The sequence below is a fragment of the Pantoea sp. y20 genome (genome assembly GCF_054903455.1).
This window is the reverse complement of record NZ_CM142816.1, coordinates 2732696-2753034: the sequence shown is the minus strand read 5'-3', so window position 1 is coordinate 2753034 and position 20339 is coordinate 2732696. Positions and strand designations below refer to the sequence as shown.

At 57.3% G+C, this 20339-nt stretch carries 14 protein-coding genes and 1 tRNA gene; 3 read left to right on the top strand and 12 right to left on the bottom strand.

The annotated features are described in order from the left end of the window. Positions 1-291 precede the first annotated feature (291 nt). Positions 292-367, bottom strand: a tRNA-Asn gene (locus tag ACYAC5_RS12865). A gap of 306 nt (positions 368-673) precedes the next feature. Between ACYAC5_RS12865 and ACYAC5_RS12860 the strand changes: the two genes are divergently transcribed. Further along, positions 674-1795 carry a Gfo/Idh/MocA family protein gene (locus ACYAC5_RS12860; protein ID WP_217548664.1) on the top strand — a complete coding sequence of 374 codons (1122 nt, stop codon included), beginning with the start codon at positions 674-676 and terminating at the stop codon, positions 1793-1795. 77 nt (positions 1796-1872) lie between these two features. On the opposite strand, the gene yegS is transcribed toward ACYAC5_RS12860, so the two are convergent. From yegS to ACYAC5_RS12810, 10 genes are all read right to left on the bottom strand, one after another. After that, entirely contained in the window at positions 1873-2772 is a 900-nt protein-coding gene (gene yegS, locus ACYAC5_RS12855; protein ID WP_110866633.1) for a lipid kinase YegS, read from the bottom strand. Between the two features lie 249 nt (positions 2773-3021). Continuing rightward, complete coding sequence (gene trhP / locus ACYAC5_RS12850; protein WP_462061869.1) at positions 3022-4389, bottom strand: prephenate-dependent tRNA uridine(34) hydroxylase TrhP; 1368 nt, start codon at positions 4387-4389, stop codon at positions 3022-3024. A 145-nt stretch (positions 4390-4534) separates the two neighbouring features. Continuing rightward, positions 4535-5242: an envelope stress response regulator BaeR gene (gene baeR, locus ACYAC5_RS12845; protein ID WP_101763346.1), complete on the bottom strand. Its 708-nt coding sequence runs from the start codon at positions 5240-5242 to the stop codon at positions 4535-4537. Positions 5243-5251: 9 nt separating this feature from the next. After that, positions 5252-6637, bottom strand: coding sequence for an envelope stress sensor histidine kinase BaeS (gene baeS / locus ACYAC5_RS12840; protein ID WP_101763347.1), 1386 nt, complete (start codon positions 6635-6637; stop codon positions 5252-5254). After that, positions 6634-8040, bottom strand: coding sequence for a multidrug transporter subunit MdtD (mdtD, locus tag ACYAC5_RS12835; protein ID WP_462061868.1), 1407 nt, complete (start codon positions 8038-8040; stop codon positions 6634-6636). Before mdtD ends, baeS begins: the two co-directional genes overlap by 4 nt. A gap of 16 nt (positions 8041-8056) precedes the next feature. After that, positions 8057-8455: a type II toxin-antitoxin system tRNA(fMet)-specific endonuclease VapC gene (gene vapC, locus ACYAC5_RS12830; protein WP_137386130.1), complete on the bottom strand. Its 399-nt coding sequence runs from the start codon at positions 8453-8455 to the stop codon at positions 8057-8059. Continuing rightward, positions 8455-8688, bottom strand: coding sequence for a type II toxin-antitoxin system VapB family antitoxin (gene vapB / locus ACYAC5_RS12825; RefSeq protein ID WP_101763423.1), 234 nt, complete (start codon positions 8686-8688; stop codon positions 8455-8457). The genes vapC and vapB overlap by 1 nt, the downstream gene beginning before the upstream one ends. A 71-nt stretch (positions 8689-8759) precedes the next feature. Next, complete coding sequence (gene mdtC / locus ACYAC5_RS12820; RefSeq protein WP_462061867.1) at positions 8760-11831, bottom strand: multidrug efflux RND transporter permease subunit MdtC; 3072 nt, start codon at positions 11829-11831, stop codon at positions 8760-8762. Further along, positions 11828-14950, bottom strand: a complete 3123-nt coding sequence (locus tag ACYAC5_RS12815) for an MdtB/MuxB family multidrug efflux RND transporter permease subunit (RefSeq protein ID WP_462061865.1) — start codon at positions 14948-14950, stop codon at positions 11828-11830. The genes mdtC and ACYAC5_RS12815 overlap by 4 nt, the downstream gene beginning before the upstream one ends. Beyond that, complete coding sequence (locus ACYAC5_RS12810) at positions 14950-16170, bottom strand: MdtA/MuxA family multidrug efflux RND transporter periplasmic adaptor subunit (RefSeq protein WP_462061864.1); 1221 nt, start codon at positions 16168-16170, stop codon at positions 14950-14952. Before ACYAC5_RS12810 ends, ACYAC5_RS12815 begins: the two co-directional genes overlap by 1 nt. A 240-nt stretch (positions 16171-16410) precedes the next feature. On the opposite strand from ACYAC5_RS12810, the gene ACYAC5_RS12805 reads away from it, so the two are divergent. Continuing rightward, positions 16411-17373 carry an aldo/keto reductase gene (locus tag ACYAC5_RS12805; RefSeq protein WP_110866641.1) on the top strand — a complete coding sequence of 321 codons (963 nt, stop codon included), beginning with the start codon at positions 16411-16413 and terminating at the stop codon, positions 17371-17373. 218 nt (positions 17374-17591) lie between these two features. Continuing rightward, entirely contained in the window at positions 17592-18926 is a 1335-nt protein-coding gene (locus tag ACYAC5_RS12800) for a carbohydrate porin (RefSeq protein WP_167391199.1), read from the top strand. 56 nt (positions 18927-18982) lie between these two features. On the opposite strand, the gene yegD is transcribed toward ACYAC5_RS12800, so the two are convergent. Beyond that, on the bottom strand, positions 18983-20335 hold the full coding sequence (yegD, locus tag ACYAC5_RS12795) for a molecular chaperone (protein WP_110866643.1): 1353 nt from the start codon (positions 20333-20335) through the stop codon (positions 18983-18985). Positions 20336-20339: the final 4 nt, after the last annotated feature.

Sequence of the window (20339 nt, the reverse complement as noted above, 5' to 3'; positions counted from 1 at the left end):
CACCTTCAGTGGCTCAACCGGCTTTAACGGGAATGCAATGATGAAAAAATACGCGCACAAATACTACCATACAAGTCGGCGTTACAGAGTTGTGAACAGAATCACAGGGCGCGTGGCTGCCCTCACCCCAACCCTCTCCCAAAGGAGAGGAAGCCGATCGGCGTACGCATAAAGGAATGTTGCATTGGACTGTTCCCTCTCCCGCTGGGAGAGGGCTAGGGTGAGGGAAAAAGCGCACCCAAATCGCAGACATAAAAAAAGCAGCCTTGTAGGCTGCTCTTTTTAAGAATTTGGCTCCTCTGACTGGACTCGAACCAGTGACATACGGATTAACAGTCCGCCGTTCTACCGACTGAACTACAGAGGAATCGTTTGAACGGGGCGCATATTATCGAGCGGACCTCGCCTTGTCAAAACACTTTTTCACAATTCGGTCTGACTGCTGAATAAAGCGTCAATTGCACGCTCGGCATCAACTCAGCGCCGCAAAATCGCCGCTGACGGCAGCTTTTTTGTGACGATGATCACCATCTCTATGCAAAATTACATTCTGATTTGTCGATTTTGTCAGATACCTCGCATGCATGATCACAGATATTTCATTTCGCCGTTGTCGGGGCAAAAAGCGAAACATATATTCCAGATCAACTCTTAAGCGAATGCGGGAATAGTCATGAACAAAGTCAGAATCGGAATGATTGGTAGTGGTTACATCGGTCGTTGTCACGCGATTGCTTACGCTCAGGCACCTACGGTTTTTGCCCTGAAAGGCGAGATCGTGCGTGAGATGCTGGCGGAAGTGAATCCTGAGCTGGCAGCGAAACAGGCGGCAACCTTTGGATTTGCCCGTTCAACTGGCGACTGGCATGAGCTGGTGCGCGATCCTAACATCGATGTGGTTGATATCTGCGCGCCGAACTTCCTGCATAAAGAGATGGCGCTGGAAGCGATTCGCAACGGCAAACACGTTTACTCGGAGAAACCGCTATCGCTATCAGTGGCCGATGCGGAAGAGATGGTACAAGCGGCGCAGCAGGCCGGCGTTAAAACGCTGGTCGGCTTTAACTACATGAAAAACCCCACCAGCCAACTGGCGCGCGAGATTATCGCGCGTGGTGAAATCGGCGATGTGGTGCACTTCTACGGCACGCACAATGAAGATTATCTGGCACGGCCGGAAACGCCGCTCGATTGGCACTGCCAGAAAGCGTTGGCCGGATTAGGCGCGCTTGGCGACCTCGCTGCGCATATTGTGAATATGGCGCACTATCTGGTCGGTGATATTGAAGAAGTCAGCGGCGATATGATGACGGTGATTAAAGAGCGTCCGGATCCGAAGGATGCTTCACGCCTGCTGCCGGTGGAAAACGAAGATCAGGCCAGCGCCTTGCTGCGCTTTAAAAACGGTGCGCACGGCGTGTTTGAAACCTCGCGTATCGCCTGCGGCAGCAAAATGGGCCTGACCTATGTGGTCACCGGTACCAAAGGCACGCTGCGTTATACCCAGGAACGTATGGCCGAGTTGGAGCTGTATATTCACGATGAACCGGCAGGCCGCCAGGGTTTCAAAACCATTTTGACCGGTCCGGCGCATCCGGATTACGCCAATTTCTGCGTCTCTGCCGGGCACGGCATCGGTTTCAACGATCAGAAAACCGTCGAGATTCGCGATTTAATCAATGGCATTGCCGCTGGCGATCGCATGTGGCCAGATTTCGCCGAAGGATTGCAGGTGCAGAAGGTGCTGGAAGCTGTTGCGGTTTCCGCACTGGAACGCCGCTGGATGAAAGTGTAATTACAGTTAACTGAACAACATCGTAGCGGCGCAATGTATTGCGCGCCGTTGAAAGCGCGCCGCTACGGTAATGTGCATTAAGCAAGTAACGGGCATTGCGGCGGCAAACGGCAGCTCAGTGCGCCCGCCATCACTTCAATCTCAAACTCACTTCCCGTCAGCGGTTCGCCATCCAGATTAAACGTCATCTCATGGGGTGAACGGATGGTGAGCGACTGCAGCTGCGCCGTGACGATATTCGGATTTTCATCATCACGCGTCAGCGAATGCAGCAACGTTGGCAGCAGCTCTTGCGCGGTGACGATGCTGAGGTTGAGCTGTCCATCATTGATAAGTGCATCCGGGCAGAGCTTTTGTCCGCCGCCGGCCTGACGTCCATTGCCGATGCCAATTACCAGCGCATCGCCTTGCCAGTTAAAGCCGGGGCCGCTGATTTCACAGCGATCCGGTTTCAGCGCATCGACGCGCATCAAACCATGAATAAAGTACGACACGCCGCCGAGTGCCGATTTCAGCTTTTCAGGCGTTTCGGTGGTGATGCGTGTACCAAATCCGCCGGTCGCCATATTGATAAAGTAGCGATCGCCGTTCACGCGCGCCAAATCGATAGCCGTGGCTTTTCCCACCAGCGCGAGACGTAAAGCCGGTTCCATCCCTTCAGGAATACCGACGCTGGTGGCGAAATCATTGGCGGTGCCGAGCGGTAAAATGCCCAGCGCCGGACGCTGCTGCTCGGGTAATCCCGCCAGCGCGGTCGCGATCTCATTAATGGTGCCATCACCGCCGCCAGCCACCACGGTTTCTGCCTGCAAAGCGACCGCTTCTTGTACATAACGATCGCCATCACCTTTTTCCCAGGTGACGCGCACCGCCAGATTAAAGCCTTCATCACGCAGCGTATTCACCGCAGCGCGCAAATCTTCATTACCTGCGCCTTTCCCGTTGAGGATCAGCAGCGTCAGCGGTTTGTTTTGCATTATCAGTTCCTTGATGCTAGAGACAGAGCACTGGTTATAGCATAGCTGGGGAGAGAACTTTATCGGCGGGCGACGAAAAAATCGGTGGGCGATTAAAAAAGAAAACCCGCACGGGGGAGCCGGGCGGGTGAATGAGGTGGTTCCTGGTACTACCTGCTTTTATTCTTACTCGTTAGCAGCAGGCGAGATTCTAAAGCGAGGCGAAGAAAGGGTCTGTGATCCTACTCTAACTTCGCCATTTTCTTTTCTTTATGTGCGATTTTTCCCGTGAGGATCGTAGGTGCTGTTGCCATCGGTGAAGTTACGCAGCAGCAGGGCGAAGGCGAGGTTGACCGATTTCGGGACCGGGATCCACACGCGGTGTCCATCGCCTGGCGCCACGTCCACCGCCGATCCTTTATCGTTCTGCATGGTTTCCAGCGTGCAATTAAGGTTGCCTTCGGGCGTCATGATCTCGACAGAATCCCCGAGCATAAACTTATTCTTCACCGCAATTTGCGCCCAGTCGCCGCGACGTTCGCCGGTGAATTCGCCGACAAACTGCTGGCGCTCGGAGATGGAGAAACCTTGCTGGTAGTTCTGATAGCTGTCATGGGTATGACGACGCAGAAAGCCTTCGGTGTAACCGCGATGCGCCAAACCTTCCAGCGTCTCCAGCAGCGCTGGATCGAAGGGTTTACCCGCAGCGGCATCGTCAATGGCACGGCGATAAACCTGTGCGGTACGCGCGCAGTAGTAGAAGGATTTAGTGCGGCCTTCGATTTTCAGCGAGTGAACACCCATTTGGCTTAGGCGTTCAACGTGCGCCACCGCGCGCAGATCTTTAGAGTTCATGATGTAGGTGCCGTGTTCATCTTCGAAGGCGCTCATCACCTCACCCGGCTTCATCTTCTCTTCCAGCAGGAACACGCGGTCGGTGGTGGCGCCGACGCCCAAAGTCGGCTCCTGCACCTTAACCGGCTCATGGAAACCGACGATATTGCCCATCTCATCCTGCTTGCCTTCTTCCACTTTGTATTCCCAGCGGCAGGCATTGGTGCAGGTCCCTTGATTAGGATCGCGTTTGTTGAGGTAGCCCGAGAGCAGGCAGCGGCCGGAGTAAGCCATGCACAGCGCGCCGTGCACGAAGATCTCAATCTCCATTTCCGGCACCTGCTGACGGATTTCTGCAATCTCATCCAGCGATAGCTCGCGTGAAAGAATCACGCGCGTCAGCCCCATCTGCTGCCAGAATTTCACCGTGGCCCAGTTGACCGCGTTGGCCTGCACCGACAGATGAATCGACATCTGCGGAAAGGCTTCACGCACCAGCATAATCAAGCCGGGATCGGACATGATCAGCGCGTCCGGCTGCATGGCAATGACCGGCGTCAGATCGCGGATAAAGGTTTTCAGTTTGGCGTTGTGCGGGGCGATGTTGACCACCACGTAGAATTTCTTACCGAGCGCATGGGCTTCATTGATGCCCTGCGCCAGAATCTCGTGGGTGAATTCGTTGTTGCGCACGCGCAGGCTGTAGCGCGGTTGGCCAGCGTAGACGGCATCAGCGCCGTAGGCAAAGGCATAGCGCATATTCTTCAGCGATCCCGCTGGAGAAAGCAGTTCAGGTTTTAACATGGATTTTCTCACTGATGTCAGGTCAGCATGCCATCGTGGATGGCAGGTGCAGCGGCCGCATTATACGGCCCTGCAAAAGGTGGGGAATTGTAGGCAGGCCCGCACCCGATGTAAATTGACCTGGATCAATGTAAGCCGTTGCAGGCTACAGCAAGCGGCAGACGTCCGCTTCCCAGCGATACCCCATGCCGTACACCGCGCGGATAAACGGCTGTTCCGCATCGAGGCTTTCCAGCTTGCGGCGCAGGTTTTTGATGTGACTGTCGATAGTGCGATCGGTGACTACGCGGTAATCGTCGTAGAGATGATTGAGCAACTGCTCGCGCGAGAACACTTTTCCCGGCTCCAGCGCCAGCGTTTTCAGCAGACGAAATTCGGCGGGCGTCAGCTCCAGTTGTTGTTCACGCCAGCTGGCCTGAAAGCGGCTCTCATCAATATGCAGAGGCGATTCCTGCTGCGCCTCTTCCGGCGAACGTTTGACGCGGCGCAAAATGGTTTTGACGCGCGCCACCACTTCACGCGGGCTGAACGGCTTGCAGATATAGTCATCCGCGCCGATTTCCAGCCCCAGCAGGCGATCAATCTCCTCGGTGCGCGCGGTCACCATGATGATCGGCAGTTCCGAGAAACGGCGAATTTCGCGGCACAGCGTTAAGCCGTCGCGGCCGGGCAGCATCAAATCCAGCAGCATCAGGTCCGGCGGCGTGTGCTGAACATAGCTCAACACCGCGTTACCGTCGGCAATGTGGTGCGTGCGATAGTTGGACGCCTGCAGATAATCAATCATCAGCTGCGCCAGTTTGGGTTCATCTTCTACAACAAGGATCAGAGGGTCGCTATTTTCCGGGCTCATAAGTGGCGTCTAGTGAGGAACATACGGCAAGTTTAGCGTGATTTGCAGTCCACCTAAATCAGAGTGATCCGCACTGATGCTGCCGTCATGCGCTTCCACGATATTTTTACAGATCGCCAGGCCAAGCCCAGAGCCGCCGCTGGCGCGATTGCGTGAACTTTCTGCGCGGAAAAATCGTTCAAATAATTGTGCCTGATGGGCCGGATCTACGCCCGGCGCGCTGTCCGCAAACCGCAGCTGCCAGTTTTCGCCCGCCAGCTGCATCGAGAGCTGCACCGCGCCACCGCTGTCGGTGTAACGCAGGCTGTTTTCCAGCAAATTGGTGAACAGCTGCATCAGGCGATCGGGATCGCCAAAGCTCTCCGCCTGCGCGGGTAACGCCAGATTAAGAGCTAAGCCGCGGCTGCGATAACGTTCGCCGAAGCTGCCGGCCACCACTTCCAGCAGAGTGACCAGGTCAACCGGCTGCTTGCGATAGGCGAGGGCGCCCGCGTCAGATAATGACAGCTGATGCAGATCCTCCACCAGTTTGGTCAGTACCACCACTTCGCTTTGTAGCGAGCTGATGGCTTCCGGCGTCAGCTTGCGCACGCCATCCTGCATCGCTTCCAGCTCACCACGCAGAATCGCCAGCGGCGTGCGCAGTTCATGGGAGATGTCGGCCATAAAGGCGCGGCGGTTGCTTTCGTTCTTTTCCAGCGAACTGGCAAGCTGGTTGAAGTCGCGGCCCAGTTGGCCGAGTTCATCGCTGCTGCCGACTTCCACGCGGGTAGCGAAATTGCCCGCCGCCAAATGGTGCGTGCCATCCACCAGCCGTTTTACCGGTGCCAGTAAACCGCGCGCCAGCAGCCAGGTGACCAGCGCGGCGAGTAACCCGGTCAGCGCCACAATCATCCAACTGGTGCGCCGCTGTTGCTGATCAAAGTTGATGTCGGTGCTGCGCGTCAGACGTTCAGCCGGTGAGGCAATCACCCAGCCAACAATTTTGCCGTTGCTGGTGGTGATATTGCGCCTTGTGCCTTCCGGCGGCACCGGCTGGCGCGGCCCTGACAGCACTTTGTATTGCTGGTCGATAATCCAGAACTGCGTGCGCCAGCCGTGCGGCGGTAACTGATTCACGCTGCCCGGATTCTGCTCCAGCGAGCGCAAAATAGAAAAAATCAGCTTGTCATTGCTGCGCAGAAAATCCCAGCTACCGTGCTGTTCATACTGATCGGCCAGCGCATCGCTCAGCAGGGTTAAGCGCTGCTCGTTGCCTTTTTTGATGTAATCCACAAAGCCGTGCTCAAAGCTGAGCCGCACGCCCCAATGCATGGTGATGATCACCAGCATGCAGGTGGAAAAAATCGCCGCAAACAGCTTGGCACCAATGCCCCATTTTACCGGCCGCTTCATCCTTTGCTCCTGCCTCTAAGGTCAACGTTTTTACTGACATCCTTCGGTACGCGCCAGAACACCAACGCCGGCAGCGCAATCATCAGCGCCATGCACAGATAGGTGTAAATGAAGGTTTGATGCGCCGCCGCGCTGTCGGTTACCACGCCGTGGCCAAATGCGCCCAGCAGCAAACCGGCCACGGTGACGCCAATACTCATCGACAGCTGCATGATCATCGACAACAACGAGTTGCCGCTGGAAGCCAGATCGTCCGGCAGCTCTTTCAGCGTCAGCGTGTTCATCGAAGAGAAGCGGATGGCGTTGACCATGCCCTGCAGTAATAACACCACCGGCAGTAGCCAAATCCATCCCAGCAGCGCCACCAGCGGGAACAGCAGCACCACCAGCGCCAGCGCCAGGGTCGCGCCGACCAGCGCATTGCGATAGCCGAACAGGTTGACGATGCGCACCACCACGCGCTTAGTGCCCATGTTGCCGAGCACCATTGGAATCATCATCAATCCTGCGTGGAATGGGCTGTAGCCGAGGCCGACCTGCAGGAAAATGGGCGTCATAAACGGCAGCATGCCGCTACCGATGCGGCCGGTAAAACTGCCGAACAGGCCAATCGAATAGATGCGGTTATCAAACAGTTTCAGGCTGAACAGCGCGTTATCGTTGTTGCGGCCGTGCATCAGGTAGAACAGCAGCGAAAACACCCCAACCAGAATCAGTAAGCCGAGCAACAGCGGCGATCCGCCGGCGCTGCGCTGACCATCCAGCGCCAGCGTTAAGGTCGCCATGCCGACGGCCAGCAGCACAAAACCGAGGAAATCGAAGCGCCGCGTCTGCATGGTGTAATTCGGCATCAGCGTCAGCGTGGCAATCGCACCAATGATGCCAACCGGAATGTTGATCAGGAAAATCCAGTGCCAGCTGGCGTACTCCACCAGAATCCCGCCCAGCGCCGGGCCGAGCAGCGGACCAATTTGTCCCGGCGTGGTGACGAAGGTCATCGCCGACATATATTGCTCGCGCGGCACAATTTTCATCACCGTTAAGCGGCCAACCGGCACCATCATCGCGCCACCAATGCCTTGCACCACGCGCGCCATAATCAGCTCATCGAGCGTGGCGGAGAAGGCGCACAGCAGCGAGCCGATGCTGAACAGCACAATCGCGCAGAAGAAGATATTGCGCACGCCAAAACGGTCCGCCAGCCAGCCGCTGATCGGCAACGTAATCGCCACGGTCAGCACATAAGAGACGATCACCGAGTGCATATTCAGCGGGCTGACGTTGAGATCGCGCGCCATCGACGGGATCGCGGTATTGACGATGGTGGTATCCAGCGCCTGCATAAAGAAGCCAAACGCGACGATCCACAGCTGCCAGCGCACGGTGGCGTTTTGAGGTGACATGCAGGTACCCGTTAAGTCAGATCCAGTTTTCGCAGATCAGCCCATTCACGCGTGAAAACTCACGCAAATTGTTCGATACCAACGTCAGGGCGGCACTGCGGGCATGAGCGGCGATATGAAGATCGTTCAGGCCGATAGGCGTGCCATTTTTCTCAAGCTCTGCGCGGATAGCGCCATAGTGGAAAGCGGCTTTGGCATCGTAATTCAGCACATCAAGGCGTGAGACAAAATCTTCAACGATGCGTAAGTTCCGCTCTGGAAAGGCGCTCTTTTCTGAGCCATGAAACAGCTCCGCCAGGGTGATCGTCGAGATAACCATCCGGCCGACATTGGCGTTGAAACGTTCGAGCACCTCAATCGGCCGCCGCTTGATGACGTAGATAACAATATTGGTATCCAGCATGTAGCGATGCATTAAAACGCTTCCCGCTCAGATTGTTCCTGCGAAGCACGCTCATCCATAAAATCATCGCTCACCGTCGGACCGTCGAGGAAAAAACTGTCCCAGGCGTTCTCTATGGGCGTGAGGATGCGCTCCTTGCCAATCGCTCTGACGGTGACGTTTTTCACATCATCAGGAAAACGAACGTCTGCTGGAATGCGAACGTTTTGCGTCCTGTTGCTGGTAAACACGGTACCTTGTGACATATAAACCTCCACAGTAATGAATGGGTTAAAGTTTACGCTCTTCATGCTACATAGCAAGCGTATGTAGCAAGTCATTCAGCTATCAGTTGAACCTTTGTCTTACGCCGCCGCAGCTTATCCATCATCAAATAGACCACCGGCGTGGTGTAGAGCGTCAGCAGCTGGCTCATTACCAAACCCCCGGCGATGGTGATGCCGAGCGGCTGACGCAGCTCCGCGCCGTCACCGCTGGTCAGCACCAGCGGCAGTGCGCCAAACAGTGCGGCGAGCGTGGTCATCAGAATCGGGCGGAAACGCAGCTGGCACGCCTGGAAAATCGCATCGCGCGGCGACAGATTGCCGTTGCGCTCGGCATCCAGCGCAAAGTCGACCATCATGATGGCGTTCTTCTTCACGATACCGATCAGCAGCAAAATGCCGATCAGCGCAATCAGGCTGAACGGCGTGTTGAACAGCTCCAGCGCCAGCAGCGCGCCGACGCCCGCCGACGGCAGCGTGGAGAGAATGGTCAGCGGATGCACGTAGCTCTCATACAGAATGCCCAGCACGATATACACCGCCGCAATCGCCGCCAGCATCAGGTAGAGCTGATTGGATTGCGACTGCTGGAACACCTGCGCGGTGCCGGCAAAGCTGCCGCGCACGCTGGAAGGCACGCCAAGCGCGGTGATGGTGCGGTCAATAGCTTCAGACGCCTGCGACAGCGATACGCCTTCCGGCAGGTTGAAGGAAACGGTGGATGCCGCCGACAAGCCTTCGTGGTTCACCGACAGCGGCGCGTTGGCCGGTTGCCATTTGGCAAACCAGCTCAGCGGAATCGCTTTGCCGTCGCTGTTAATCACAAACATCTGATCGAGTGAACTGATGTCCTGGGTGTAGCGCGGATCAACTTCCATCACCACTTTGTACTGATTAAGCGGCTGATAAATGGTGGAGATCTGGCGCTGACCAAAGGCGTTATTCAGCAGGGCATTAGCGGCAGAGACATCAATGCCGAGCCGCGCCATGCTTTCACGGTCGTAGGTCAGATTCATTTCGCTGCCGTTGTCCTGCTGATCCGAGTTGACGTCCGCCAGCTCGGGCAGGGCGGCGAACGCCTGACGGATTTTCGGCTCCCATTCGCGCAAATCATTCAGGTTATCCGACAGCAAACTGTACTGATAGCTGGCGTTGGACTCACGTCCGCCAATGCGAATGTCCTGCACCGCGTTGAGATAGAGATTGGCACCGGGCTCTTTCGCCAGCTTGATACGCAGCCGGGCAATCACTTCCTGCGCGCTTTCGCTGCGCTCGGAGAGCGGCTTGAGCGAGACGAACATCGAACCGCTGTTGGTACGTGAACCGCCGGTAAAGCCGGTGACGTTATCCACTGCCGGATCGGCTTTGATGATGTTCATGAAATCCTGCAGCTTGCCGCGCATCGCCTGGAACGAAATGCTCTGATCCGCCGAGATAAATCCTTGTAAGCGGCCGGTATCCTGTTCCGGCATAAAGGTTTTCGGGATCGAGATGAACAGCCAAACGGTGAGCGCCACGGTGCCGAGCAGCAACATCAGCACCCAAATGGCGTGATTCAGCACCCAACCCAATGAGCGCGCGTAGCCGTTTTGCACCTTCATCAGCAGCTTGCCGAAACCGCGGATGCGTGGCTGGCTGCGCTTGACCTGCGGCTTCAGCAGATAGGCGCACATCATCGGCGTCAGCGTGACCGAGATAAACAGCGAGATCAGAATCGCCACCGACAGCGTAATGGCGAACTCCGAGAAGAAGCGACCAATAATGCCGCCAATCATCAGCAGCGGCAGGAACACGGCAATCAGCGACAGGCTCATCGACAGCACGGTAAAACCGACCTCGCGCACGCCGGTCAGCGCCGCCTGCAGCGGTTTCATGCCCGCTTCGACGTGGCGCGCAATGTTCTCCAGCACCACAATGGCGTCATCGACAACAAAACCGGTGGCGATGGTCAACGCCATCAGCGACAGGTTATTCAGGCTGAAGCCACACAGATACATGGCGGCGAAGGTGCCAATCAATGAAACTGGCACCGCAGCGGCGGGAATCAGCGTGGCGCGCCAGTCACGCAGGAAGGCAAACACCACCAGAATCACCAGCGCGACGGCGATGATCAGCGACTGCTCCACTTCATGCAGCGAGGCGCGAATCGTTGGCGAACGGTCCTGCGCAATTTGCAGATCGATGGCGGCGGGGATCACGTCGTGCAGTTCCGGCAATTCGCCACGAATGCGATCGACGGTATCGATGATGTTGGCTTCCGGCGATTTACGCACCACCAGCAGCACCGCCGCTTTACCGTTGGTCATCCCGGCGTTGCGCACATCCTGCACCGAATCCTGCACGTTAGCGACATCGCTGAGGCGCACCGCCGCACCGTTGTTGTAATGCACCACCAGCGGCTGATATTCGCTGGCGGTTTGCAATTCTCCGTTGGTACGTAACTGCCAGCGCTGCTGCACATCGTCAATCGCGCCCTGCGGACGGCGCTGGTTGGCGTTGCTGATGGCGGTGCGCACCGCATCCAGTGATACGCCCTGGTTGAACAGCGCCTGCGGATTGAGTTCAACGCGCACCGCCGGCAGCGAACTGCCGCCGACTGTCACATCGCCCACGCCCTCAATCTGCGACAGTTTCTGCGCCAGTTGCGTTGAGGCGTAATCATACAGCTGACCGGGATTATAAATGTCTGAGGTCAGCGTCAGGATCATGATTGGCGCATCGGAAGGGTTGGCTTTGCGATAGCTGGGACGACTCGGCATGCCGGTTGGCAGCAGGCTTTGTGCGGCGTTGATCGCCGCCTGCACATCGCGCGCCGCACCGTTGATGTCGCGATCAAAATCGAACACCAGAATGATGCGCGTGCTGCCTAGCGAGCTGGTGGAGGTCATTTCGCTGACGCCCGCGATGCGCCCCAGCGAGCGCTCCAACGGCGTTGCCACCGATGCCGCCATGGTTTCCGGCGACGCACCGGGCAGCGAAGCCGAAATCAAAATCACCGGGAAATCCAGCTGTGGCAGCGGCGCCACCGGCAGCAGACGGAAGCCGAGAATACCGGCCAGCGCAATCGCCAGCGTCAGCAAAGTGGTGGCGACCGGACGATGGATAAACAGCGCGAAAAACTTCACGACTGCGCCTCCGGGCGCTTAAAGCGACGGCGCGTGGCGTGCGACAGGCGATCAAACAGCAGATAGATCACTGGCGTGGTGAACAGCGTCAGCACCTGGCTCACCACCAAACCGCCCACCATGGCGATGCCCAGCGGACGACGCAACTCCGCGCCAACGCCGGTGCTCAGCATCAGCGGCAGTGCACCGAGCAGTGCCGCCAATGTAGTCATCAGAATTGGGCGGAAACGCAGCAAGCACGCCTGATAAATCGCCTCGCGCGGCGGCATGCCTTGCTCACGTTCCGCTGCCAGCGCGAAGTCGATCATCATGATGGCGTTTTTCTTCACGATACCGATCAGCAAAATAATGCCGATAATGGCGATGATATCCAGCTCATTACCGCTCAGCATCAGCGCCAGCAGCGCGCCGACACCGGCGGTGGGCAGCGTCGAGAGAATGGTGATGGGATGGATAAAGCTCTCATACAACACGCCGAGCACGATATACATCGCCACCACCGCCGCCACAATCAGCCACACGGTGCTGGACAGCGCCGCTTCAAAGGCCAGCGTGCTGCCCTGGAACTGCGTCATCATTTCGGCGGGCATGCCCACCTGATCTTCCGCTGCGCTCACCGCTTTCACCGCATCGCCCAACGAATACCCTTCCGCGACATCAAACGAGAAGGTCGCCGACGGGAACTGGTCGAGATGGTTGATGCTGAGCGCGGCGTGGCGCTGCTCAATCTGCGCGATGGCGCTAAGCGGCACGCTGCCGCCGTCGCTGCTGGTCAAGCGAATGCCGTCCAGACTCGCCAGTCCTGGCGTGGCGTCGCTGTTCTGCTCCAGCACCACGCGATACTGATTAGCCTGGGTGTAAATGGTGGAGATTAGGCGCTGGCCAAAGGCGTTATACAGCGCGTTATCCACGTCGGCCATGCTGATGCCGAGGCGGCTGGCGCTGTCACGATCGACTCTTACAAAGGCTTCCAGACCTTGATCCTGCCAGTCGCTGCTGACGTCGCTCAGTTGTGGCAGCGTGTTAAGTTGCGCCAGCAGTTTCGGCACCCACAAACTCAGCGACTCCAGCGAACCCGATTGCAGCGTGAACTGGTACGGCGTGCGGCTCGCCTGGGTATCAATGGTCAAATCCTGCACCGGCTGCAGCCACAGGGAAATGCCGGGCACTTTGGCTAACGCCTGTTGCAGACGCTGCTGCACAGCCGGAATGCGATCGTTACGCTCATCCAGCGGCTTCAGGTTGATTTGCAGGCGCGCGCTGTTGAGCGCGGCGTTGGTGCCATCGACGCCGACAAACGAGGTCATGCTCTGCACCGCCGGATCTTTCATGATGATCGAGGCGACATCGCGCGTGCGCTCTGCCATGTTGGCGTAAGAGACCGACTGCGGCGCCTGCAAGGTGCCCTGAATAATGCTGTTATCCTGCTGCGGGAAGAAGCCTTTGGGGATCACGATCCACAGCAACACGGTGATCAGCAAGGTGCCGAGCGCTACCGATAAGGTGATCCACGGATGCAGCAGCACGCGCGTTAAGCCGCGTCCGTAACGGGCAATAATGCGGTCAAACATCGCTTCGCTGGCCCGCGAGAAGCGGTTCTGCTTGCGCAGCGATTCGGCGCTTAACATGCGGGCGCACATCATCGGCGTCAGCGTCAGCGACACCACGGCGGAGATCAAAATCGCCACCGCCAGCGTCACGGCGAATTCGCGGAACAGGCGGCCAATCACATCGCCCATAAACAGCAGCGGAATGAGCACCGCAATCAGCGAGAAGGTGAGGGAGATAATGGTGAAGCCAATCTCGCCCGCGCCTTTCAGCGCCGCCGTCAGCGGCTTTTCGCCTTTTTCGATATAGCGCGAGATGTTCTCGATCACCACGATGGCGTCATCAACCACAAAACCGGTGGCGATGGTCAGCGCCATCAGCGTCAGGTTGTTGATCGAGAAGCCCAGGAAATACATCGCGGCAAAGGTGCCGACCAGCGACAACGGCACGGCGACGGCGGGAATGAGGGTCGCCGGAACGTTACGCAGGAACAGGTAGATGATCATCACCACCAAACCCATCGCCAGCATCAGTTCGTGCTGGGTATCGCTGACCGACGCGCGGATGTTGGTGGTGCGGTCGGTAAGCAGTTTCACCTCCACCGATTTCGGCAGCGTGGCGGTTAATCCGGGCAGCATGGCGCGAATATTATCGGCGGTGGCGATGATGTTAGCGCCGGGCTGGCGCTGCACGTTCAGCACAATCGCCTGCTGACGGTTCGCCCAGGCGCCCAGCCAGCTGTTTTCGGCACCTTGTTCGATTGTCGCCACATCGCCCAGTCGCACCGGCGCGCCGTTGTTATAGCTGATGATCAGCTTGCGATAGTCTTCCGCCGAGGTCATCTGATCGTTAGCCGACAGCGTAATTGAGCGCGTTGGGCCGTCGAGGCTGCCTTTCGCCGAATTGACGTTAGCGTTAGTAATGGCGGTGCGCACCGATTCGCTGGTCAGGCCGAGCGCGGCCAGCGCCTGGGTGTTCATCTTCACGCGCACCGCAGGACGTTGCCCGCCCGACAGCGTGACTAAACCCACGCCCGAAACCTGAGAAATCTTCTGCGCCACGCGTGTTTCCACCATATCCTGCACCTGCGTGAGCGGCATGCTGGTGGTGGTGACGGCGAGCGTCATGATCGGCGGGTCGGCCGGATTTACTTTGCTGTAGACCGGTGGATTTGGCAGATCGCTCGGCAGCAGATTGGTGGCGGAGTTGATCGCTGCCTGCACTTCCTGCTCGGCAACATCCAGTGGCAGCGTCAGCTGAAACTGCAATGTCACTACCGACGCGCCGCCCGAACTCTGCGACGCCATCTGCTTCAGGCCAGACATCTGGCCAAACTGGCGTTCCAGCGGCGCGGTAATGGAAGAGGTCACCACATCGGGAGAAGCGCCGGGATAGAGCGTAACCACCTGAATAGTCGGATAATCGACTTCAGGTAACGCGGAGACCGGCAGAAAACGGTAGCCGAGCACGCCGGCTAACAGAATGGCGATCATTAGCAGCGTGGTGGCGACCGGGCGCAGAATAAACAGGCGCGAAGGTCCACCGCTGCTGTCAGGAGGCATCACCTGCATTATTGACGCTCTCCGCGTGCGGGCTGCGCAGCGCGCGTGCTGTGGGTCGCGGCGCTTTGCGGTGCCACCACTTCAACGGTGGCACCTTCCGTCAGGCGATCGAGCCCGTCGGTCACCACGCGTTCGCCTGCTTCGAGGCCCGCGCTGATCACCACTTTCTGGCTGTCCTGTAACCCAGCGGTGACGCGTTTTTTGCTCACTTTGTTATCACTGTTGACCACCCAGACAAAGTGACCGTCGTTGCTCATCTGCAACGCGGCGGTGGGGATCACCACCGCATCCTGCAAGGTGTCCACTTTCAGACGCGCATTGACAAACTGATTAGGGAACAGCGTGTCATCTTCGTTGCTGAAGCGTGCTTTGAGTTTGATGGTGCCGGTGGTGGCATCAATCTGGTTATCGAGGCTCAACAGCTTGCCGCTGGTCAGCAGCGTTTTGTTGCTGCGATCCCAGGCTTCGACGATCAGCGGCTGTCCGCTTTTCTGCGCTTTGAGGATTTGGCTGATGTTGTTCTCGGCGACGCTGAACACCACGTCAATGGGGTGCGTTTCGGTGATCACCACCAATCCGGTGGTATCGCCGGAGGTGATGTAGTTGCCGACATCCACCTGCTTCAAGCCGACGCGTCCACCAATCGGCGCAGTAATGCGGCTGTAGGTGAGATTAAGCTGGGCGCTGGCGACGTTGCCTTCATCAGCTTTAAGGGTGCCGAGCGTTTCGCTCACCAGCGAACGTTGCGTATCGAGTTCCTGCTGCGATACCAGCGAGGTTTTCGCCAGTTTTTCATAGCGACTGAGATCGCGGCGCGCGTTGGCAAGCGTAGCCTGGTCTTTTGCCAGTTGGCCCTGCGCCTGAGTTAATGCCACCTGATAAGGGCGTGGGTCGATTTCCGCCAGCAGCGCGCCAGCGGCCACTTGCTCTCCTTCCTGGAAGTGCAGCGCCATCAATTGGCCGTCAACGCGGCTGCGCACCGTAACGGTGTTGGCGGCGGTCACGGTGCCAAGGCCACTGAGGAAATACGGCACGCTTTGGGTGGTGGCAGCGGCGGCTTGCACTGGCGCTAAGGGGCGTTTGCCACCTGCGCCGCGACCACGCTGCTGCTGACCTTCGGCCTGCGGCTGTTTATTCGGTTCCGCTGGATGCTGCCACCAATAATATCCGCCCGCCAGCACGGCAATCACGGCTACGGCCAGTAAGCTTGTTTTAATTCGACGGTTCATCAAGGCGTGTGCTCTCCAGCATTTTTCGTTTTCCCCAATGCGAAATATAAAAATAGCCATTTCGCAAACGAATGATTGTAGTCGCCCGGACCGGGCAAAAATTGAAGGAAATAAGAATATCGCCCCATTGAAGGTAAGTATTCATATTCTGTAAATATTCTGCCAGCAATAGGCATAAGCGCGGCAATTTCCTTTGCTAAGCTCAATACAGACCTGTCTCGTTTGAATAAGGAGAACAAAATGAGTCAACAGAAACTCCGCCAGCTCGGCGACAGCGGTATTGAAGTTCCCCGTCTCACCTTTGGCGGCAATGTGTTTGGCTGGACGGTGGATGAGAAAACCTCATTTTCCCTGCTTGATGCGCTGGTGGAGAAGGGCTTGTTCTTCATCGATACCGCCGACGTTTATTCGCGCTGGGCGCCGGGTAACGAAGGTGGCGAATCGGAAACCATCATCGGTAAATGGCTGAAGAAAAGCGGCAAGCGCGACAGCATCGTGCTGGCAACCAAAGTTGGCATGGAGCTGTCGCCGGAGAAAACCGGCCTCAAACCGGCTTACATTCGTCAGGCGGTAGAAGATTCGCTGCGCCGCCTGCAAACCGACGTCATCGATCTTTATCAGGCGCACCGCGATGATGACGCGACGCCGCTGCTGGACACGCTGAAAGCCTTTGATTCGCTGATCAAAGAGGGCAAAGTGCGTGCCATTGGCGCGTCTAACTACAACGCTAAACGTCTGCAGGAAGCGCTGGACGTGAGCAAGCAACATGGCCTGGCGCGCTATGAAACCCTGCAGCCGGAATACAATCTCTACGATCGCCAGGAGTATGAAAGCGGTCTGGAGCAGGTTGCGGTGAAAAATGGCCTCGGCGTGATTAACTACTATTCGCTGGCCAGCGGCTTCCTCAGCGGTAAGTACAAAAAGCCAGAGGATGCCAGCAAAAGTCAGCGCGGGCAGGGCATCGTCGACAAGTACCTGAATGAACGCGGTAAGCGCATTGTTGAAGCGCTGGAAGATGTCGCCGCCTCGCACGATGTGTCGGCAACGCAGGTGGCGCTGGCGTGGCAGATTGCCCGTCCGAGCATTACCGCCCCGATTGTCAGCGCCACGTCGCTGGAGCAGTTGGATGAGTTGGTGAAAGCCACCCAGCTCGAGCTCAGCAAGCAAGAGATCGAAGAGCTGGCGAGCGCCAGCAAACTGTAAGGTTTTCAGGGACGCTGCGGCGTCCCGCTATTTTCCAGCTCTGCCTCACAAAAAATGCCATTTCCCACAAAAGATTTTCAATCATCGACAGACGTCACAATTGCGCTAACGCACTATCATCCTGCGGTAAACTGCGCACATATTTGCAAAAACTGACAAATCCTCAGCACTATCCTCTGTTCGATCCATTCCAGTAACTTCATATAAGAATAACCATCATGAACAGAAAAGAAGCAGTGCAGCATTTACCCCGCCTGGCAGCGGGAACTCTGATGTTTGCGATGCTGAGTGCATCTGCGCTGGCCGCTGATGCTTTCAGTTACGACTCTCCCTATATGTTTGGTGATTGGGGCGGTTACCGAACGCAGCTGGAAAATGACGGCATAAAATTCGACGTTAACTACACCATGGAAAGCGGCTCCAATCTGGCGGGCGGCGCCGATACCAACACCTCAATGCGCTACAGCGATCAGTGGGCGTTTGGCGCTAACTTCGACCTGGAAAAACTGCTCAACTGGCAGGATGCGCAATTCCAGATGACGATTACCGATCGTAATGGTCAGAACATTTCCGACCAGGTCGCCGATCGTCGCACCGGCATGTTGTCCTCCACTCAGGAAGTGTACGGACGCGGCCAAACCTGGCGTTTAACCCAGTTCTGGTTAAGCAAAGGTCTGTTCGATAACACCGTGAACCTGAAAGCCGGTCGCGTTACCGTCGGTGAAGATTTCGATAACTTTGACAGTAAGTTCCAGAACCTGGCGTTCGGTAGCGGCCAGGCCGGTAACTGGCGTGGCGATCGCTGGTTCAACTGGCCGGTGTCCCAATGGGGCGGCCGCGTGAAGGTGAATATCACACCTGAGGTGTTCTTCCAGGTGGGCTTCTATAACCAGAACCGCGCCAACTACGATCGCGGCGACGGCTTCCGTCTCGATACCAGCAACTCCGAAGGCAATCTGGTGCCGGTAGAGTTGGGCTGGAAACCGACGTTAGGCGCCGACAAGCTGCCGGGTAATTACCGTATCGGCTATTACTACTCTTCGGCTAACGGCGACAACTACGGCAGCTGGCGCGATGGGGCTTATCAAAGCCAGGATCACGCATACGGTGGCTACGTGCTGTTGCAACAGCAGCTGACCGCGCAGGGCGGCGATGCCAGCCGTGGTTTGGGCGTCACCGTTCAAGCGGTGATGAACGACCATAAAACCTCGAAAACGGATAACTATCAGTCGGTGAGCTTCACCTGGAAAGGGCCGTTTGATGCGCGTCCGCAGGATGAGATTGGTGTGGGTGCGGCACGTATTCACGTTAACAGCGCTTACACGCGTTCGCAGCGTGAGCAGAACAACGCGAACGGTGAGACCGACTTCAATAGCCCAACCTATCTGCCGATTCAGGATGGATCAGAGTATAACTATGAGATCTACTACAACGCGCAGCTGACCAAATGGCTGCAATTGCGTCCGAACCTGCAATATGTGGTGGCGCCGGGGGCGGTAAGTGAAGTGAAAGATGCGTTTGTGGGTGGGATCAGTGCGAACGTGAATTTCTAATCTGGCAGAATGTGTGACTTTGCCCTCTCCCTTTGGGAGAGGGCAGGGAGAGGGAATTATCTGAACATCACTTCGGCCCAGCGGGCGAGGCCGGCGGTCACCGAGGCGAAGTCATCGCCGCTGGCGATAGGCGTATCGGGCAGCGCCTGTTGTAGCGCCGCGCGCAACACCGGAGAACGTGCGCTACCGCCGGTGAGATAAATCACTTCCGGCTTGGTTTCGCAGGTGGCGAGCGCCAGATGCACTTGCTCCAGAATGCGTTCCAGCGGTTGATTAATCGCTTCTTCCAGCTGCGCAGCGCTGATTTGCGCCTGCAATTGCGCGGCGATAAACGCCAGCGAGGCATCGGTCTCTTTCACCTCCGACAGCGCAATCTTGCTCTCTTCCGCCGCACGCACCAGACGATAGCTCAGCTTCTGCTGCCACACTTTCAGCAGGTGCGCCACTTTGTCGCTGTGTTCAGCATCGCGGATCAAATCGCGCAGCAGTTTGCCGCTGGCCGCGGAATAGAAGTCGCTTTGTGCCGGAACGTCGTTGATCGCCACCGCATTCCACCACGGCAGCGCGGGCAGCGCGGTGCCTTTTTGCGTATTGCCACCGAGCCCCAGCAGCGGCATCAGGGTTTTAAACGCCAGCATAATGTCGAGATCGTTTCCGCCCACGCGGCATCCGCTGTGGCCAAGTAAACTTTCACGGCGATCGGTTTTATGACGCCATTCCGGCCCCATCAGCAGCATCGAGCAGTCGGTGGTGCCGCCGCCGATATCGACGACTAATACGCGCGTCTCTTTCTGCAGCGTGGCTTCGAAATCGAGGCCCGCCGCCACCGGCTCAAACTGGAACTCCACATCACGAAAACCGGCGCGCTGTGCCGCACGCAGCAGAATGCCTTGCGCCTGCTGGTTAGCCTCTTCGCCGCCTAAACCCTGGAAGTTAATCGGGCGGCCAATCACCGCTTGCTCAATCGGGCGATCGAGCTGGGTTTCGCCTTGCTGACGAATGTGCAGCATCATCGCGCACACCAAATCTTCAAAGAAGGCGATCTGCTGTGGCTTCAGGCCGTTAGCGCCGAGGAAGGATTTCGGTGACTTCACGAACCACACTTCTTCGGGATCGACCATATATTGCTGCAGCGCGGTCAAACCGAACTGCACGCTGCCTGGCGTGACGTCGATATCTTCTTCGCGGTTATAGCGCAGCGCACGCTGCAATAAGGCGGTGCCTTCGCTGTCGGGCGTTGGCACCTGATGATGGCGATGCAGCCATTCGCTGATCGCTTCACGCGTTGGCGCGCAAATCATGGAGGGAAGCAAGCGCTGACCATTCTCCAGTGTCAGCAGGCGCGGCGTGCCATTATCGCTGACCGCAATTGAGCAGTTTGCTGTGCCGTAATCGAATCCGATAAACATATTT